The following is a 16,834-nucleotide window of genomic DNA, read 5'->3' as shown; positions in this document are numbered from 1 at the left end:
CGCTGGATGCCCGCACCGTGACCCACCAGCGCGGTAACACACACAAACCCAGTGGCCGGGTAGCCTCAACCACCCGGCACCCGCACCACAACACCCCACCCACAATCAATGATCTCCCGGTGACAGGGCGTGTCGTTGCGCATGGTTCGTGCTGCGGGCCCCACGATTGCGGGCTGCCGACGTTGTCACAGTCGACGAGCAACCAGGCCCGCGAGAGCAGAACCCGTGCTGCTGGACGGGATTTCCAGGCTTTACGGGAACACCGGTCACGGGCCGCGGGAATGGTCGATCGCGGCCGGCGGCAGGTCGATACGGCCGTGGCATCGGGCATCGGGCAGCAGCCCGCATCCAAGCGGCACCGGGCGTGGCCGGCCGGTGACCACGAGACACTGGAGGGTGCTGGTCGCGCAGAGCGGATACCCAAGACTTCCGACGAGCACTCGACCGACGCCGAAGCGGAGTTGATCACAACCCCACGCGCCGACGGGCTCGCCACCGAGAGGTGCACACCGGCCAGGGTGACCGAGGCGATCGAACACCCCACCAGCGCCCGGTATCGGCTCACGCACACCCCGACGATCCCGCACGACCGGTGGAGCTTCAGTCGCCGGCACCCGGCGCGGCAAGACACCCAACACGATGACGAAAAGAGCACAGCACCCGGCGTCTCACTCATCACCCCACGTCTCCCGGCCGACGTGCAACAACCCTGTACCGCGGCCGTGGATCACGATGACTCCACCGCGGTACGGCAGATCGTCGAGGACGGTCTTGACCGATGTCCGCGTCAGGCAAAGCCCGGATGCGTAGCCGCGCTCGCCGGGATGGCCGGCGAACAACCTTGTGATGACCCGATCACCCACCGCGCCATCGAGAACCCGTTCCACACGGAACAAGCACCCTTCCAGCAGATTGCGCAACCAACGGCACCGTCGCGAGGCGAAAACCGCTATGCCCCGGTCATTCTTCCGACCCAAGCTGATCATCCGCCCATCCCACTGCCCGACCGAGGCAATAATTACAGCATGACGGCGCAACAAGAGGCGCGAACATGAACAACGGCCACGACTGCCCGAAAACCAGCGGCCACTGCCCCAAAGTCCGTGACGACAGGCACATTTCTCGACACACTCACATGCCGACACCCTAACCCGAAACAGATCGACAACTGCGTCGCCGCTACCCGAAAAACCCACCGGCATTGCCCGGCAGACCACCAACCCACCATCGCATGTCACTTTGGGGAGAGCCGACAGGTGCCCCTGCCGATAACCTCATCCGCCCCGGTCAGAAGCGGCAGGCACGACCTACGAGTAGATCGAGCGCAGTCGCTCGAGCAAACACGCCCACCCCGGCACACACCACCCCATGATGACCGACCATGCTGCTGCAACCGGCCTACCCCGGTGTGACCAACACACCCGCCATACCGCACCCGCAGCCCACGAACAACCAGGACAACGACGTCGAGATCCTCACCCCGCACCACCAGATCACACTGATGAAGCGGCAAACTCGGTAAGACAAGAGTGCGCTTCGCCCCCGCCGATCGAGCGTTCACGGCAGCCCTCCTGCACCGGCCACCACGAAATCTACTGCACAGGTTGCGGCTGCTGGCGCGCCCGGACACGGTGCCACGCCTGGCCAAGGACAACCCCAGCTGGGGATACCGCCGACCTCACCGCGAACTGCTCGCCCTGAAAGTGAACGTGGCCGCCTCGACCGTCTGGGAGACCTCGCAGACGGCCGGGATCGACCCCGCACCCGAACGCAACTCCAGCACATCGGCCGACTTCCTACGCTCCCAGACCGATGCCTTACTGGCGTCCGACCTCTCCGAGACCGTCACCCTGTCCCGGGCACGAAGGCACGTTCCGGCAGTGATCGAGCACGCCAGTCGCCGGACCCGGATCCTGGGCGCCACCACACACCCGACCGCCACCTGGGTCGCCCAAGCCACAAAAGAATCTCGTCATGGACCTCGAGGACACCGACTGCCGGGCGCGGTACCAGATCCGCGACCGGGACAGGTCCCCACCCACTCCGAGACCGTCGTGACAGAGACAGGGACCGACGTCGTGCTCAGCGGCGTCCAGATGCCGAGAATGACCTCGATCATGGAAAGGTGGGTACAGACCTGCCGACACGAACAGGCCGCAGCACCGGGAACTCCTCCCGGATCGCCGGTGGACAACTGGCCGGATACCGGGCCTGATGCCCGGCCCTGAAAGGGGTCCTGACGTGGACAGGTGAGCCTTTGATTCGAAGCAGACGCAAACGCCAGAACTGAGGGGCAAGTTGGACACTTCGGTGAACGGACCCGAGGATGCGAGACTGGTTTTCGACGGTGCAGCCTGGGATCATGCCGACACCGAGCTGCACCCGAGCCACCCGTACCCCGGCACCTTCGTGAAGCTCGACCTGACCTACGGCGAATACATGGATGCCCTGCTCGCCACCAAAGGGACTCGCGGTTGGGAGTTCCTGTTCGCCTCCATCGAGCTCGGGAAGCCCGACTTCCGCGACATAGTGGCGAATCTGCGCAACATGCTGGAGGTCTTCCCGAGGCTGTTCCCCACCTACGATTACACCCCGTTCCGGGACCGCCTGGCTGCACGCCTGTAGGGATCCCGCTCGGTCGCGCTGCGACCAACTCGTCCCCATCCCGCACCGGGCACCCGGCGCACATCCGCCGAACGGGTGGCGCTTCTCGACCTGACAGCGTCCGCAATTTCGCCGGAATTCACTATCCGAGTCGGCTAATTGAGTGAAATATGCGGGCGCACACCGAGCCGCCGAACATGAATTCCTATTGTCCGACGCATGATCCCCACCGAGCCAATTGGCAGCATTCCCCGACCGCACGCACTTCAGACGTCGCCGAGCACTCAGAAGGACGAATAGGCGACGCCGAACTGGCGAAGCTCCAGGAACAGGCCACCGCCGACACGTTGGCCAAGCTGGAAGCGCTGGGCTGCCCCGTCGTGGCGGTGCGGTCGGCGAACAAGCTGGACCCCTCAGGCGAACTGCTCGACGACTTCATCGCGCTGAACAACGAGGCGCTGGGCCGGTTCGGGGCGGACGAACGAGCCCGGCTCGGGGTGCACACCTGCCCGAGCGGGGACCACGACTCCACCCACAGCCTGGACGTGGACTACGCGGGCCTGCTGCCCAAGCTTCTCCGCTTGCAGGTCGGCAACTTCTACGTCCAGATGGCGAGCGAGACCGATCCCGAGCGCGTGCTCCGCATCATCGCCGACCAACTGCGCCCGGGGATCCGGTTGTTCGGCGGCGTGACCGACCCGATCGACGCAGTAGTCGAGACGCCGGAGCAGGTGCGCGACCGCGTGCTGCTCGCGGCGCGCCACATTCCCGTCGACCAGCTGGGCACCTGCGACGACTGCGGTTTCTCGCCCTTCGGGGATGACACCTCCACCTCACGCGATCTCGCCTTCGCCAAGATCGACGCACGGGTGAAGGGAACCGCGCTGGCCGCCCAAGCACTCGGCCTGTGACGGCCTGCCCATGCCGACGGGCACCTTGATGCGCTTGTGAAGCGACAGCGTGCGGGCCGGCTGCCGTTGAACGGCGGACCGGCCCCATCTAGGTGCGTGATCTCGAACGTTGTCCGACCCATCGGCTGTTGGGCGTACTACGGTATGGGGGCAAGCACTCGCAACGCGCAAAGGATGGGCACGTTGACCGCGACCTGGATTCGGGACACCACCCAAGCCGAACTCGACACCGTCCTGCAGCGGGCCGCCGACGCCGCCGAGGCCTTCGGCGCGCAGTCGCCCGCCGCCCGCGCCCGCCAGCTCGTCGCCTTCGCCGACGCGCTCGACGCCGCCAGCGGCGAGCTGGTGCCGCTGGCGATGGCCGAGTCCAACCTGTCCGAGGGGCGGTTGACCGGCGAGCTCAAGCGCACCACCTTCCAGCTGCGGCTGTTCGCCGAGGTCCTCGACGACGGCAGCTACCTGCAGGCGACCCTGGACCGCGCGGACGCCGCATTCCCGCTGGGCGCCAAGCCAGACCTGCGCCGGATCCTGCAGCCGATCGGCCCGGTGCTGGTGTTCGCGGCGAGCAACTTCCCGTTCGCGTTCTCCGTCGCCGGCGGCGACACCGCCTCGGCGCTCGCGGCGGGCTGCCCGGTGGTGCTCAAGGGCCACCCCGGGCACCCGCGGCTTTCGGTGCGCACGGGCGAGATCCTCGTGCAGGCGCTGGCCGAATCCGGTGCCCCGGACGGGGCTTTCCAGGTCGTGCTGGGCTTCGAGGTCGGCACCGCTGCGCTGCAGGACCCGCGGATCAAGGCGGCGGCGTTCACCGGCTCGGTCCCGGCGGGTCGCGCGCTGTTCGACATCGCCAATTCGCGGCCCACGCCGATCCCGTTCTTCGGCGAGCTCGGCAGCCTGAACCCGGTCTTCGTCACGCCCAGCGCGGCGCACGCCCGCGGCGAGGAGATCGCCAAGGGCTACGTAGCGTCGTACTCGGGCAACGCCGGGCAGCTGTGCACCAAGCCGGGGCTGCTGTTCCTGCCTGCTGACCACGGCCTGGACGAGGTGCTCGCGGCGGAGTCGAAGGCCGTCGCGGCGCACAAGCTGCTCAACGAGCGCCTGCACGACGGCTACTGCGGGCGGCGTGCCGCCGTCACGGAGGTGGCGGGCGTGCGGGTGCTGGCGGAAGGCAGCGTCGATGACGGCGCGGTGCCGACGCTGCTGGCCACCGACGTCGACACGCTGCTGGCGAACCGCCAGGATCTGTTGGAGGAAGTCTTCGGGCCACTGTCCATTGTGGTCACCTACTCCTCCGAGGACGAGGCCCGGCTCGCGGCCGAGGCGTTCGAAGGCAACCTCACCGCAACGCTGCACGCCGAATCCGACGACGCGGAGTTCGCGGCAACCCTGGTGAGCCGCTTGCGCGAGCGCGCAGGCCGAGTGCTGTTCAACGGCTGGCCCACAGGTGTCGCGGTGTCCCCGGCGATGCAGCACGGCGGCCCGTACCCGGCGGCGACGGACGCCCGCTTCACGTCGGTGGGCACGGCGTCGATCGACCGCTTCCTGCGCCCGGTGACCTACCAGAACGTCCCGCAGAACCTCCTCCCGGAGGCGCTGCGCGACGAAAACCCCTGGGGAATCCCGCAAACCATCCACGAACCCAAGTAACGACCGACTGAGCGCGAGGGGGCCGGGCCGTCCTGCCCGGCCCCTCAGGGCGCTGGAACATCCCAGCTCCGAACATTGCCATCGGTATCGAAGGTGAGCAGCGTGCGACCATCAGGGCTGAGCTTCCAGGTGTCGAGAGAGTGCCTCAAGCCCACCACGTCCGCGATGTGCACCGTTTTCCCGCTGCCGACGTAACGGATTGTTCCCGTGCTGTAGTCAGCTACCTGAAGCTTTCCACCAGAGGCGATGGCCACCCCGCAACGAAAGGGACGATCGCACACATCATCGGAAATCCGTGTGGCCACACCGGTGCCGTAGTCCCATTCCAACAAGTTGCCATCCACTTTGACCCCGAATAGATTCCGCGATTCCGGATCCACCACAAAATCACCACTGCCCAAATACCAAGGAATCAAGGGCGGTTCCACTTTGACCGTGTGAATGACCTCACCGGTGCGCACAGAAAACAGGCGCATGGCCTTCTCTTTGCCGTCAATGGCGATAACAGCACTTCCGTCCGCACTGAACACCAACGCGGACAGATACCCGGAAAATTTGACGGGTACGGTCGCCGCGACTCGACCACTATTCGTATCCCAGAGTTCCAGGCTCCCAGATTGGCCATCCCACAGCACAGCCGCTGTGCCCCCATCTGGGCTGACCGCGACGCCCCGCACATCGCGCAAGGAAGAACCGAGATCGAAGGAATGGCGGGTCCGAATGTTCACAACCCTTGCTCTCCCCCCATCATCACCCCAGAAGTACGAAACCAGAACACGACCATCGCGACTCAACGGCGAGCCAGAAAGGACTTCCCCAACTCCTGCATGGAAAACGTCTCGCGGATTTCCAACCGGAAAGAGATACGCGATCGTGCCACCGAGCAGCGCGATTGAGACTGCAAGACCAAGCACCAGCCGCCACAGAGCGCCGTTGCGGAAAGCCGACTTCAAGCGGCGAGGAGATTCGCCGGGTGCTGGCCTTACCGCACGGTGGTGGTCCGGGTGTTGTTCGGCAAGGTATGCGCGGACCAAATCGTGGCGAAGCTGGTAGGCGGAGCCGGTTTGCCGCAGAATCCCGGCCGCGTGCGCATTCCGGAGGAATGTGGTGAGCCGACAGGGCAATTGCCCCCGTGCGGCCAGCCAAAGTCGGGAGACGGTGTAGGACATCCACGCTCCTCCGGTGCCGAAAAGCACTAGGATCGTGACGAAGTATCCGATCACGAGAAATAACAGCCAATTCGCAAGTATGCTGTCTCCCGTCAGCCACGCGAAAATCATAGAAAGCCCGACGACGATGCTGCCGCACGCAACGGCTGCCGTGAGCAGCGCGGTGCGATCTCTTCGGAGAACGCTGCCGGGCGAGTTGGCCGTTTCGTGGCGGACAGGGGTGACCAGCCAACGCGCCATCCCCAGCGGTATTGCTACCATCGACATGCACGCGGTCACGTACGACAAGCGCCAAAAAACCTCGTCCTGCGTCTGGGCGAACATACCGAGTAGCCCCCCTACCGCCAGGCCAGGAATCAGCCCGGCCCCCATTCCGATTGCGAGGTTCGGTACCAGCGTGCGGGGCCGAGGGGTGGCGCGCTGGGGCAATCCACCGCGGCTGACGCTCAACACATTGATGACGATGCTGATAGCCAGCGCTATGATTTCGTAAAACCCGACATTCCCAAAATCTCCTTTCGGAATGAATTCGCGAATCGCGATCTTTCCTATCTGCGAACCGGTCGCATGGGCGACGAGCAGGAACACCGAGCTGATCACGGAGAAGGCCGTGCCAGCGGTCGCGATGTCTCGCAACACACCGTTGAGCACCGCCGGTACAGGGCGCTGTGGTGCTGGCGCTTCTGGATGGTGGGCCGCACGTCCCGCGTGCATACCGACCATCACGCACGTCGAGAAGAGGAGCACCGAAAGGACTGGCGCGTACGAACTGCCGCCCATGGACAGCGCTGTCAGCATGACAAAAGCCAAGCTGGAAGCGCTAGGGGCGATCATGATCATCGTCGGGATGACCCATCGGGGCACTGCACTAGCGAGGCGCCACCACTCGAAGTTCGGGTCGCCCTGGCGGTCGAGGTGGTGAGCTAGGAAGACCAGCCATCGCTGGGCTTTCGCGCGGTAGCGCTCGTCTGGGTAGACAGCGGGCAGGAATTCCGCCAGCAGATGGTGTTCTGCTTCGGTAGTCGCCGCGAACTCAGCCAGTTCCTCCGGTCGGCTGTCGGGGCGGCGGTAGACCCGCCGGGCCAGGCTGATCATCAGCGGCGTTGAGAGCAGCCGGGCGAGCGGCCCGTCCGGCTGCTCGGTCATGGAATCGATGACGCTCTCCCAGCGCCGCGCTCCTTCGATGTCCCGTTGCTCGAAGAACTCCCGCGCGTCGTCGGGTCTGATCGGTTCGATCTCGACGACCGTGGCGTGCACCAGCGCCCCACCTGCAGCCACGGCATGTTCGAATTCGGCGCTGCGGCAGGTGATCACCATCCGCAGTTCCGCCGCAGCAGAGCGGTTGAGCACTCTCAATGCGCGGCCCAGCAGGCCCCGGGGGATCTCGTCCAGGCCGTCGAGGACCGGAAGCAGGAGGTGGTCGTCGAGCAGTTGCCGGGCTTGTTTCCGGGACACCGCCGGGTAATCTTCGCCGACCCTGCGGGTGATCCAGTCCTCGATGCGTTCTTCGGGATCCCACCCTGCCACCGACAACAGCACCGGCACTGGATCCCCGGGGCGATCGAGCGAAGCCAGCGTGAACAGCAGAGCCAGGGTGCTCTTTCCCGCACCGCGCTCCCCCAGTACCACCAACTGCCGCCGCGAATCCTGGCGAAACGCCTCCACCAGCACAGTTGCGGCAGGCCGAGGGTCGTCTGCAGCCTGCACCAAAGCCCCCCGCCGCAGCTCCATCCGAGAACTCTCCGCGTCGGTCAGCTTCGCCTGGACCGGGCGTGCGGTGGGACGCCACCGCAACCGCAGCGGCCGCGGCTCGTGCAGATCCCGGTTGTTCCGCTCCTCCATCCACTGTCGATGAACCTGTTGCCGCAGCACGGAAATCGCACTATCCAGCGGGTACGCACCGGCGCCCGCTGTCATCGCGCGGCGGATCATCCACCACGCGGCGAGACTTCCCGCCAGCAACAAGCCGACGGCAACCGGCAACCAACCGAGCCGGGCGAGCTCCTCCACGCCGACCAGCACCAACACCCCTGCGGCGCTCGCTCCGATCCACCAGCCGCCAGGGGGCCTTGCACGCTGGTGGAAGTGCACGTCGCCGGCGATCGTCTCGGCCTGGACCGCCGACCCCTGCACAACCCCGGAGATCTCGTTGCGGCTCAACTCTTGAATTGCTCCTTCAACGATCACCGACGATTTCGAAGCCGTGACCGTATCGTGATCAAGAGTCGCCCCGCAGCCAAACGGTCAATTTGTGAAGCGCGTCTTCCTGAAGAGTCGGAGCCTGCGCCTGTAGGTGAGCTGTTTGGGATCCACGAGGTGCCAGGCCGCCCGATCGTCTTTATCGAACACTTTTCGAGGCCAACAAGGACGCCACAAGGCGCCGCGACGCGAGGGCGCCTTGACCCGCATAGTCGATCGAAGGCGCCACCTCGCGTCACTCACGACGCTTCGACGAGCTCGCCGACGCCGGACCAGCAGACGTGGGTTTCTATCGGCGCCAAGTTCTGCTCGATGAGGTCGTCGAGCCTGTACTCGTCCGGTTGTCCGTGGTCGTCGACCGGGACGACGGCGGCGAGGTACATCCCGAAGCTGTGATCGCCTCGACGGAGCTTCGCCAGCGCCCAGTCGTGCAGGCATCCCTGCCACACGTCCAGCGATTCGTCCCCGGGCAATGGCTCGACGAGCAGCAGCCTGTCGTACGAGCCGATCGATTCGGGGCGAACGACCTGGTAAAGGGCAATCGCACAGCGCATGGAGCCTCCCCGTGACAGTGGTGACAGTTGCGAAAAGTAGTGTTGCCTGCGCCGAGAGTGACAGTAGTCAATTTGACGCAGTAAACTTGACACGACAAGGCCTCGTTTGGGTGGTAGCGACCGCTCAGACCTGAAGGGGTGACCGTGAACGACGCCGAGGCGCCGAGCCCGCAGACGATCAGCCCGACCGTGGGTCGTCGATGGCTGGCGCAGGAAATCAAGCGACTGCGCGAGGCCGCCGGGCTCAAGCAGTCCGACGTTGCCAAGCGCCTTCGGTGCAACCACGCGAAGATCGCGCATATCGAGAGCATGCGGAACGCCGTCAGTGGCCCGGATCTGGAGGTCATGCTCCCGTTCCTCGGCGTGCCGTCGGAACGCGTCGACTGGTACCTGCAACTGGCCGACACCGCCAAGGAAAAGGGCTGGTGGGACGGTAACCAAGCGATCCCCGAGTGGTTCTCCCTCTACATCGGACTCGAATGGGGAGCCAGCGAGATCCACGAGTGGGATCTGGGATACGTGCCAGGTCTGCTTCAGACGAGATCGTACGCGGCGGCGGTGATTCGTGATGGCCTAACGGCCACTGAGCGCCATTTTGGCGAGCAGACGGAACTTCGGTTGCACCGGCAGACGGCGCTTGATCGAGCGGAATACCCGTTGAAACTCCATGCGATCGTTGACGAGGCCGCTCTGCGACGCCGGGTCGGAAGTACGCAGGTGATGGGCGAGCAACTGGAGTTCCTCGTTACGGTCAGCAGTCACCGGCAGGTCACGTTGCAAGTCATCCCGTTCGAAGCAGGGCCGCATCGGGGTCAACTGGGGTCATTTCAGTGGCTTGGTTTTCCGAGACCGGACGATCCCGGAGTCGTCTACGTCGAGAACCAGAAGGGCGGCCTGTACCTCGAAGAGCCCCACGAGATCGCCGGATTCCATGAGGAGTTCGCGCAGCTTGAACAAAGAGCGCTATCACCCGCAGAATCTACGAAGTTCCTAGCCGAGCTAGTGGAGGACACAGCATGAACACCCATGTCGCCGATGCCTCTGAGTTAGCCAACGTGGCCTGGCGTCGGAGCAGCCGGAGCGGTTCAGGTGGCGGAGCATGCGTCGAAGTCGGCGTGATCTGGCGCAAGAGCAGCTACAGCGGGCCGAACGGCGGAGCATGCGTCGAGGTCGGCGTGGTCTGGCGTAAGAGCAGCTACAGCGGGCCCAACGGTGGGCAGTGCATTGAGGTTGGGCTTGGGGCCTCGGTGACCGGGGTTCGGGACTCGAAGGATCCGAGTGGTCCGGCGCTGTTGTTCGGGGCCGATGCTTGGGACGGGTTTCTCCGCGGCCTCAAGGCGGATCGATTCGACCGCTGAACAGCTCCGGGGCTCAGCCTCTGCGGGCGTAGCGGGCGACCGTGACGGATGCGGTCGGGGTGAGGGGCTTCGGCAGGTCGGCAATGCGGGCCCGGAGGTCTTCCGGGTCGGCATGCCAGGCGCTGGGGCCCATCGCCACCACCGACTCCGCCTCCTCCGGACTCAGGGACAGGCGGAACTCGCAGGTCTCCTGCGAGACCAGGTCGAAGTGGTCGGCCAGTTGTTCGGTCAACCGCTCCTGCTTGCGCTCGTCCACGTGCAGGAGGCCGAGGGCGGACACCAGCTCCGCGAGGTGACCCGAGTTCGGGACGACCACCACCAGCTCGCCGCCGGGACGCAGCACCCGGTGCATCTCCGCCGCGTTGCGCGGCGCGAATACGTTCAGCACCGCCGCTGCCGCTCCGCTGCGCACCGGCAGCGTCTGCCACGCATCGGCCACCACCGCTCCCAGGCGCGGATGCGCCTTCGCGGCGCGGCGGCAGGCGTACTTGGAGACGTCCAGCGCGACCCCCACCCGGTCAGATCCGCCCAGGGCCCGGGCCAGGTAATAACCGGTGCCGGCGCCGACATCCACGATGCAGCCAGCAAGCGAGGACACCGCCGTCGCGACCGCTTCGGCGATCGGGGCGTAGTGGCCCGCTTCGAGGAACTCCGCGCGCGCCGCGACCATCGCCGCCGTGTCACCGACGACCTTCGTGCCGCCGGGCAGCAGGCTCACGTAGCCCTGGCGGGCTATGTCGAACACGTGGTTGGCCGGGCAGCGCAGGCTGTTCCCGGCCCGGTCGAGGTCCGCATCGCAGTGCGGGCAGGCCAGCACCACCACCACGTCGTCCAGCAAGCTCGCCTCCACAGCGTCGGTACGCGATTCTAGGAGCCGTCCACCGGTAGGGGTGGGGAGGATGTGGGACTGGGTTTCGGCACCCGACTACTGGGCCGCGCGGTTCGCGGTGCAGCACCTGATCGCGGTCGGATACCTGCTGGGTTTCACCAGCGCGCTGCGCCAGTTCCGGGGCTTGCTGGGCGAACGCGGCCTGACGCCGATCCCCCGGTTCCTGGTCCGGGTCCCGTTTCGCGGCTCGCCGAGCCTGTTCCACCTGCACTACTCCGACCGGTTCTACGCGGGCGTCTGCTGGGTCGGGGTCGTCGGCAGCCTGTTGGCGCTGGTCGTCGACCTCGCGCCGTTGTGGGCGTGGATCGCGCTGTGGCTGGTGTTGTGGCTGCTGTACCTGTCCATCGTCAACGTCGGGCAGGTCTGGTACTCGTTCGGCTGGGAATCGCTGCTGCTGGAAGCGGGATTCCTGGCGATCTTCCTCGGCCCCGGATCGGTCGCCCCGCCCGCACCGGTGCTGTGGCTGCTCACCTGGCTGCTGTTCCGCGTCGAGTTCGGCGCCGGGCTGATCAAACTGCGCGGCGACTCCTGCTGGCGGGACTTCACCGCGCTGTACTACCACCACGAGACCCAGCCGATGCCCGGCCCGTTCAGCCGCTGGTTCCACTGGTTGCCGCGCCCGCTGCACAAGGTCGAAGTCGTGGCCAACCACGGCACGCAGCTGGTGGTGCCGTTCATCCTGTTCGCCCCGCAGCCCGCCGCCACGGTGGCCGCGCTGATCGTCGTGGTGACGCAGGGCTGGCTGATGCTGAGCGGGAACTTCGCCTGGCTGAACTGGTTGACCATCACGCTGGCGTTCTCGGCGATGGGCTCGTGGCTGCTGCGCTGGGTGACGCCCGCCCCGCCGCCGCTGACCGCCCCGCCGCCGTGGTTCGTGGCCGCGGTGCTCGCCGTGACGGTGGGTTTCGTGGTGCTCAGTTACTGGCCGGTGCGGAACATGCTGGGGCGGCGGCAGGTGATGAACCGCAGCTTCAACCGGCTGCACCTGGGCAACACCTACGGCGCCTTCGGCAGCGTCACGCGAACCCGCTACGAGGTGATCATCGAGGGCGCGGCCGACGCGGACGGCGCCTGGCTGGAGTACGAGTTCAAGGGCAAGCCCGGCGACCCGGGCCGGCGTCCGCCGCAGGTCGCGCCCTACCACCTCCGCCTGGACTGGCTGATGTGGTTCCTGGCGATCTCCCCCAGCTACGGCCGGACGTGGCTGCCGAACCTGGTGGAAGCGTTGTTGCGCAACGAAGAACACGTGCTGCGCCTGCTGCGCCACAACCCGTTCCCGGAGTCACCGCCGGTGTTCGTGCGGGCGCACCTGTACCGCTACGGCTTCGCGACCCGCGCCGAACGCCGCGAGACCGGAGCGTTCTGGATCCGCAGCCGCGTCGGCGACTTCATCCCGCCCCTGACGCTGGAGGACCTGGTGTAGCGACTGCGCGGATTGGCGTGAGTATCGCCGCGGTCCCGCTCCTCACGGGGTCGCTGGTTGGAGCGAACGGACCGTTCGCCTCGTGGGGTGGCGCGAACGGTCCGTTCGCTCCACCCCACCAACATCGCGGCGCGGGGCGATATCCCATCCTGCGCGCCCTCTTCGTCAGCTGCGCCCGGAGAGCTCCCCGCGCGGACCTTCGCTGAGCGATGCCGGGCGGGAGCGCGCCTGCTCGTTGCGCCGACCCCCGTAACGCCCGGCGCCGAGGGTGACCTCACCGGTCGGCCCGGAGGAAACCTGGTGCAGGCTCGCGGAAAGATCGGCCTCCAGACCGCCCGGCAGCTTCAGCCGGACCAGCAGCGGCAGCAGGAAACCGATCGCCACCATCGCCACGAGCACCGGCGTCAAGGTGCCGAGCAGCACGGTCGGCACCTGGTACCGCAGGAAGAACGCGCCCCACATCAACGCCAGCATCACCAGCGACACGGTAATCAGCGCGGTGCTGCCGACCACGCTGGAGCGGGCCCGCCGGATGCGCTGCTGCGCGAGCACCCGAACCCGGTGCGCCTCGGAGTGCCGGCTGTCGAACTTCTCCACCCGGCGCAGGTAGCGCATCGCCCGGCGGAAGTGCAGCGACGAGAGCTGCACGTCGCCGCTCTCCCCGATCTTGTACGCCGCGACACCGGCCACGAAGTACGGTTCGGCCTGGTCCGAGGCCGAACCGATCGCTTCCCGGGCGACCGCCAGCGCCTCCAGGTAGAGGTCCTCGCTGCCGGTCGCGTCGCCCCGCTGGACCAGCAGCCGGGCCAACTCGACCTGCAGGCGCCACTTCGGCAGGTCGCAGTCGGACCTGTCGAGCACGTAGCGCAGCGGCTCCTCCGCGCTCACCAGGTCCCCGGAGGACCGCACCACCGAGCGCGCCAGGCCGATCGCGGCCGTCCCGTTGCCCGGATCCAGCACGGTCGCCTGGCGGAACTGCTGCGTCGCCCGCCCGGCCCACTCCCCCGGCTCCCCGCCGTCGACGTCCCGCTGGAGGTAGACGTTGCCCAGCTCGACGTGCGCCTGCACGTCGTACCAGTCCCGTTCGACGGCCTGGTCCAGCAGCTTCTCGGCCTCGTCGAAACGCCCGAGCTGGCTGTAGAGCGCGGCGAGGTCGACGTGGGCGCCGGCGTAGGGGTCGAGTTCGGTGGCGGTGCGCAGGTGGTGCTCGGCGGCGGCGTGGTTGCCGCGCCGGAAGTTCAGCACGCCCAGCAGCGCATGCGCCTCGTCGTCGCACGGGTCGTCTTCGATGACGCCCAGGCACAGCCGTTCCACCTCGTCGTGCTGCGCTGTTCCGACGTCGCGCAGCAACGCGGCGGCCAGCGAGAGCCTGGTTTCGTCGTCGCGCGGGTCGATCTCCAGTGCGGCCCGGAAATGCCGTTGCGCCTTCTGGATGTCGTTGCCGCGCAACGCCACCCGGCCCAGGCCCACGAACGCATCGCCTCGCTCGTCCGGTCCGAACGCGTCGTCGAGCAGTGCCGAGAAGTGCTTCTCCGCCTCGGTGAACCGCTGCTGCGCGAGCTCGATCCAGCCCAGCTCGACCAGCAGCGACCGATCACCCGGGAATCGCCGCAGGTAACCGCGCACGACGTGCTCCGCTTCGCGATACCTGCGCTGCTTGCGCAGCACACCGGCCTTCAGCACGACGGCGTTCAGGCTGAGCGGCCTGATCGCCAGAATCTTGGCCACACAGGACAGCGCCTGATCGAGGCGGTAGGTGTCGACGTAGATCTCGCCCAGCAGACGCAAGAAGTCCAGGTCCTGGGGGAACCGCTCGATCGCGGCCAGCGTGGCTTCCTCGGCCTCCGCGGCCAGGCGCATCCGCCGCAATGCGACGATCTCGTCCCACATCGCCACCCGGGAATGCGGCTCCGCCCGCTTCGCCCGGCGCGCCAGCCGCAAGGCGTCCTCGAACCGACCGGCTTGCCGGAACGTCCGGCTCAGTTCCACCAGGAGGAACCGCGAATCCGGCTCCCGCGCCAGCTCCCCGCGCAGCAACGCGACGGCTTCGTCGTAACGGTCGGCGATGCGCAGCGCCCTGACGTGATCCTGCAAGGCGAGCATCGAATCGTCGCTGTTGGAATTTCGACGGAAGTACTCGATCGCCGCATCGATGCGGCCGAAGCGCACCTCCCGCCATCCGAGGGTGCGGATGACGTCCTCATCCGCACCGAACTCCTCGGCCATTCGGGCGGCGACGGCCTCGGCCTCGCCGAACCGGCGCAGCTCCACCAAGACGTCGTAGCGTTCCAGCAAGGCCGGCACGTTCCCGGTGTCCGATCCCAACGCATGATCGGTGGCCTGCAACGCCTCCTCGTAGCGGCCCTGGCGGACGTACTCTGCGATCAGCGCCTGGCGCAGGTACCAAGTCTCGCCGCATGCCTCGAGCCCGTCTTCCAGCGCAGCGACCGCAGCGTCGTACCGGCCCTGGCAAGACAACGCCAGGGAGAGTTCCTCATGCAGTTCGGGGGCGAGCGGGGCTTCGCGCAGCCCGTCCCGGGCGGCCTGTTCGGCTCGGTCGAACCGGCTGGTCAGGCGGAGCACTATGGCCTTGGACTCCAATGCCTCGACGTGGCCCGGCGCCACGTCCAGGGTGCGTTTCACCCACGGAAGTGCGGCGTCGTAGTCCGCCCGGGCCCGGTGGATTCGCCCTAACAGGTAGCGCAGCGCCGGTACGTCCGGGAACCGGCGCTGTGCTTCTTGCGCCGCCGCCAGCTCTTCGTCGTAGCGGTACAACCCGTTGAGCAGGTTGCACCTGGCGAGGATCAGGTCGATGTCGTACGGGTCGTCGTCCAGGAAGCGGACGCACTCCTGCAACGCCTCATCGGTCCGGCCCCGGACGTTGAGCGAGTTGACCAACCCGAGCCGCAGCGGTCTGTGAGTGGGGAACTGCCGCAGCGCGTCCCTGGCCGCTTTCCCGGCGTCTTCCGGCCGACCTGCGCTGCGCAGCAGCATGACCTCCATGCTGCGGGCTCGTGGCAGGTACTGATCAATCCGCGCTGCGGTCCGCGCCAGCTCGATCGCCTCGTCGAAGCGGCCCTGGGCGTCGCGCAGCCACGCCTGTTCCAGCAGCAGCCGGGGAGATTCCGGGTTCGCGGCCAGGGCCACGTCAAGCACGGTTTCGGCGTCTTCGGGCCGCTTCGCGTCCCGGAGCAACGTCGCGTACCAGTCGGCGAGGAACGGGTTGTCCGGGTCTGGTGCGGCGGCCCGCTCGATGCGCTCGACGGCCAGATCGTCCTGGCCTCGCCGACTGGCGACCAGTGCGTGCTCGCAGACCAGATCCGGGGAATGCGGCAGCCGGGTGAGCGCCTCGGAGGCCGCCCGCTCGGCTTGCTCGAACCTGTCCAGCAGCCGCAAGAGGAAGATCTTGCGCTCATGAGCGAGCTCGTGCCACGGGTCCAGTTCGAGCGCGCGGTCCACGGTGCGCAACGCCGCCTCGTAGCGGAACTCCTCGACCTCCAGGAAGGCCAGCAGGTCCACGAGATCTGCCTCGTCCGGGAATCGGCGCAGCGCTTCGCGCGAAGTGGCAACGGCGGCGTCCAGGTCGCCGGCCACGTGCAGCGCGAAGCATCGCCATTCGATGGCATTGACGTCATCCGGGGCGATCGCGAGCGCTTTCTCCAGGTGGCGCATCGCATCGTCCGGTCGTTGCATCTCGATGAGCAGGCGTCCGATCGCCACGCGGACGAACACGCCTTCCGGGAACCGCTCAAGCGCGGACTCGGCGAACTCCAGCGCCTCGGCGTAGCGGTAGCTGCGCTCCAACGCGGCGATGCGCCACGCATGCGCGCGTTCGGATGCCGGGTCGAGTTCGAGCGCGCGCTCGAACTCCTCCAGCGCGGTTCGGATGGCGATCCGGCCCAACGTCACCCTGCCTCGCAGGATGCGCAGTTCGGCGCTGTCCCCCCGGGCAAGGGCCGCATCGGCGGCCTGCTGCGCCGCGCCGAAGTCGCAGCGGCGTCGGAGCAGGTCGATGTCGCTGAAGTCGCGCACTTCCCTGGAAATCTCGCTCACCCCTCGCCTCGCGTTCGCTGCCAGCGGCAG

Annotated in this window: 13 protein-coding genes; 9 read left to right on the top strand and 4 right to left on the bottom strand. The window is 67.0% G+C overall.

The genetic code is table 11. The annotated features are described in order from the left end of the window. The first annotated feature begins 518 nt into the window (after nucleotides 1–518). The 6 genes from DL519_RS40350 (at nucleotide 519) to DL519_RS40330 (ending at nucleotide 5,159) form a co-directional block, all read left to right on the top strand. Entirely contained in the window at nucleotides 519–1,055 is a 537-nt protein-coding gene (locus DL519_RS40350) for a hypothetical protein (protein WP_190822748.1), read from the top strand. Between the two features lie 326 nt (nucleotides 1,056–1,381). Beyond that, nucleotides 1,382–1,522, top strand: coding sequence for a hypothetical protein (locus tag DL519_RS47850; protein ID WP_223840075.1), 141 nt, complete (start codon nucleotides 1,382–1,384; stop codon nucleotides 1,520–1,522). A 7-nt stretch (nucleotides 1,523–1,529) separates the two neighbouring features. Then, the gene (locus tag DL519_RS40345; protein WP_223840074.1) at nucleotides 1,530–2,228 is read left to right on the top strand and encodes a hypothetical protein; all 699 of its coding nucleotides are present in this window, start codon (nucleotides 1,530–1,532) and stop codon (nucleotides 2,226–2,228) included. Nucleotides 2,229–2,310: 82 nt separating this feature from the next. Then, a complete protein-coding gene (locus tag DL519_RS40340; protein WP_190822746.1) occupies nucleotides 2,311–2,625 on the top strand; it encodes a hypothetical protein in 315 nt (104 codons plus the stop codon). Nucleotides 2,626–2,774: 149 nt separating this feature from the next. Beyond that, nucleotides 2,775–3,515 (top strand): hypothetical protein, encoded by a 741-nt coding sequence (locus DL519_RS40335; RefSeq protein ID WP_449619131.1) that lies wholly within the window; start codon nucleotides 2,775–2,777, stop codon nucleotides 3,513–3,515. Between the two features lie 183 nt (nucleotides 3,516–3,698). Then, on the top strand, nucleotides 3,699–5,159 hold the full coding sequence (locus tag DL519_RS40330) for an aldehyde dehydrogenase (NADP(+)) (RefSeq protein ID WP_223840073.1): 1,461 nt from the start codon (nucleotides 3,699–3,701) through the stop codon (nucleotides 5,157–5,159). Between the two features lie 44 nt (nucleotides 5,160–5,203). Here the strand turns inward: DL519_RS40330 and DL519_RS40325 are convergent, their stop codons facing one another. Both DL519_RS40325 and DL519_RS40320 read right to left on the bottom strand, forming a co-directional pair. Then, nucleotides 5,204–8,488 carry an NACHT and WD40 repeat domain-containing protein gene (locus DL519_RS40325; protein WP_190822742.1) on the bottom strand — a complete coding sequence of 1,095 codons (3,285 nt, stop codon included), beginning with the start codon at nucleotides 8,486–8,488 and terminating at the stop codon, nucleotides 5,204–5,206. Between the two features lie 278 nt (nucleotides 8,489–8,766). Beyond that, on the bottom strand, nucleotides 8,767–9,081 hold the full coding sequence (locus tag DL519_RS40320) for a hypothetical protein (RefSeq protein WP_190822740.1): 315 nt from the start codon (nucleotides 9,079–9,081) through the stop codon (nucleotides 8,767–8,769). A gap of 144 nt (nucleotides 9,082–9,225) precedes the next feature. On the opposite strand from DL519_RS40320, the gene DL519_RS40315 reads away from it, so the two are divergent. Both DL519_RS40315 and DL519_RS40310 read left to right on the top strand, forming a co-directional pair. Next, a complete protein-coding gene (locus DL519_RS40315; RefSeq protein WP_190822738.1) occupies nucleotides 9,226–10,101 on the top strand; it encodes a helix-turn-helix domain-containing protein in 876 nt (291 codons plus the stop codon). After that, a complete protein-coding gene (locus DL519_RS40310; RefSeq protein ID WP_190822736.1) occupies nucleotides 10,098–10,439 on the top strand; it encodes a DUF397 domain-containing protein in 342 nt (113 codons plus the stop codon). The genes DL519_RS40315 and DL519_RS40310 overlap by 4 nt, the downstream gene beginning before the upstream one ends. Before the next feature lie 13 nt (nucleotides 10,440–10,452). Here DL519_RS40310 and DL519_RS40305 read toward each other — a convergent pair whose 3' ends face one another. Further along, nucleotides 10,453–11,277, bottom strand: a complete 825-nt coding sequence (locus tag DL519_RS40305) for a putative RNA methyltransferase (protein ID WP_190822734.1) — start codon at nucleotides 11,275–11,277, stop codon at nucleotides 10,453–10,455. Between the two features lie 61 nt (nucleotides 11,278–11,338). Here DL519_RS40305 and DL519_RS40300 point away from each other — a divergent pair, with 61 nt between their 5' ends. Further along, the gene (locus DL519_RS40300) at nucleotides 11,339–12,751 is read left to right on the top strand and encodes a lipase maturation factor family protein (protein WP_190822732.1); all 1,413 of its coding nucleotides are present in this window, start codon (nucleotides 11,339–11,341) and stop codon (nucleotides 12,749–12,751) included. A 165-nt stretch (nucleotides 12,752–12,916) separates the two neighbouring features. Here the strand turns inward: DL519_RS40300 and DL519_RS40295 are convergent, their stop codons facing one another. Beyond that, complete coding sequence (locus tag DL519_RS40295; RefSeq protein ID WP_190822730.1) at nucleotides 12,917–16,804, bottom strand: tetratricopeptide repeat protein; 3,888 nt, start codon at nucleotides 16,802–16,804, stop codon at nucleotides 12,917–12,919. Between the last annotated feature and the right edge of the window lie 30 nt (nucleotides 16,805–16,834).

Origin of the sequence: Saccharopolyspora pogona (assembly GCF_014697215.1) — a bacterium.
GTDB lineage: Bacteria > Actinomycetota > Actinomycetes > Mycobacteriales > Pseudonocardiaceae > Saccharopolyspora > Saccharopolyspora hattusasensis.
Note: the sequence above shows the minus strand (reverse complement) of the source record. Positions and strands in the feature narration are given on the sequence as shown.

What these genes read in the sequence shown, in the direction of transcription:
- DL519_RS40300 (WP_190822732.1), top strand. Translation starts at nt 11,339, where the DNA reads ATGTGGGACTGGGTTTCGGCACCCGACTACTGGGCCGCGCGGTTCGCG.
- DL519_RS47850 (WP_223840075.1), top strand. Translation starts at nt 1,382, where the DNA reads ATGCTGCTGCAACCGGCCTACCCCGGTGTGACCAACACACCCGCCATA.
- DL519_RS40335 (WP_449619131.1), top strand. Translation starts at nt 2,775, where the DNA reads ATGCGGGCGCACACCGAGCCGCCGAACATGAATTCCTATTGTCCGACG.
- DL519_RS40310 (WP_190822736.1), top strand. Translation starts at nt 10,098, where the DNA reads ATGAACACCCATGTCGCCGATGCCTCTGAGTTAGCCAACGTGGCCTGG.
- DL519_RS40320 (WP_190822740.1), bottom strand. Translation starts at nt 9,081, where the DNA reads ATGCGCTGTGCGATTGCCCTTTACCAGGTCGTTCGCCCCGAATCGATC.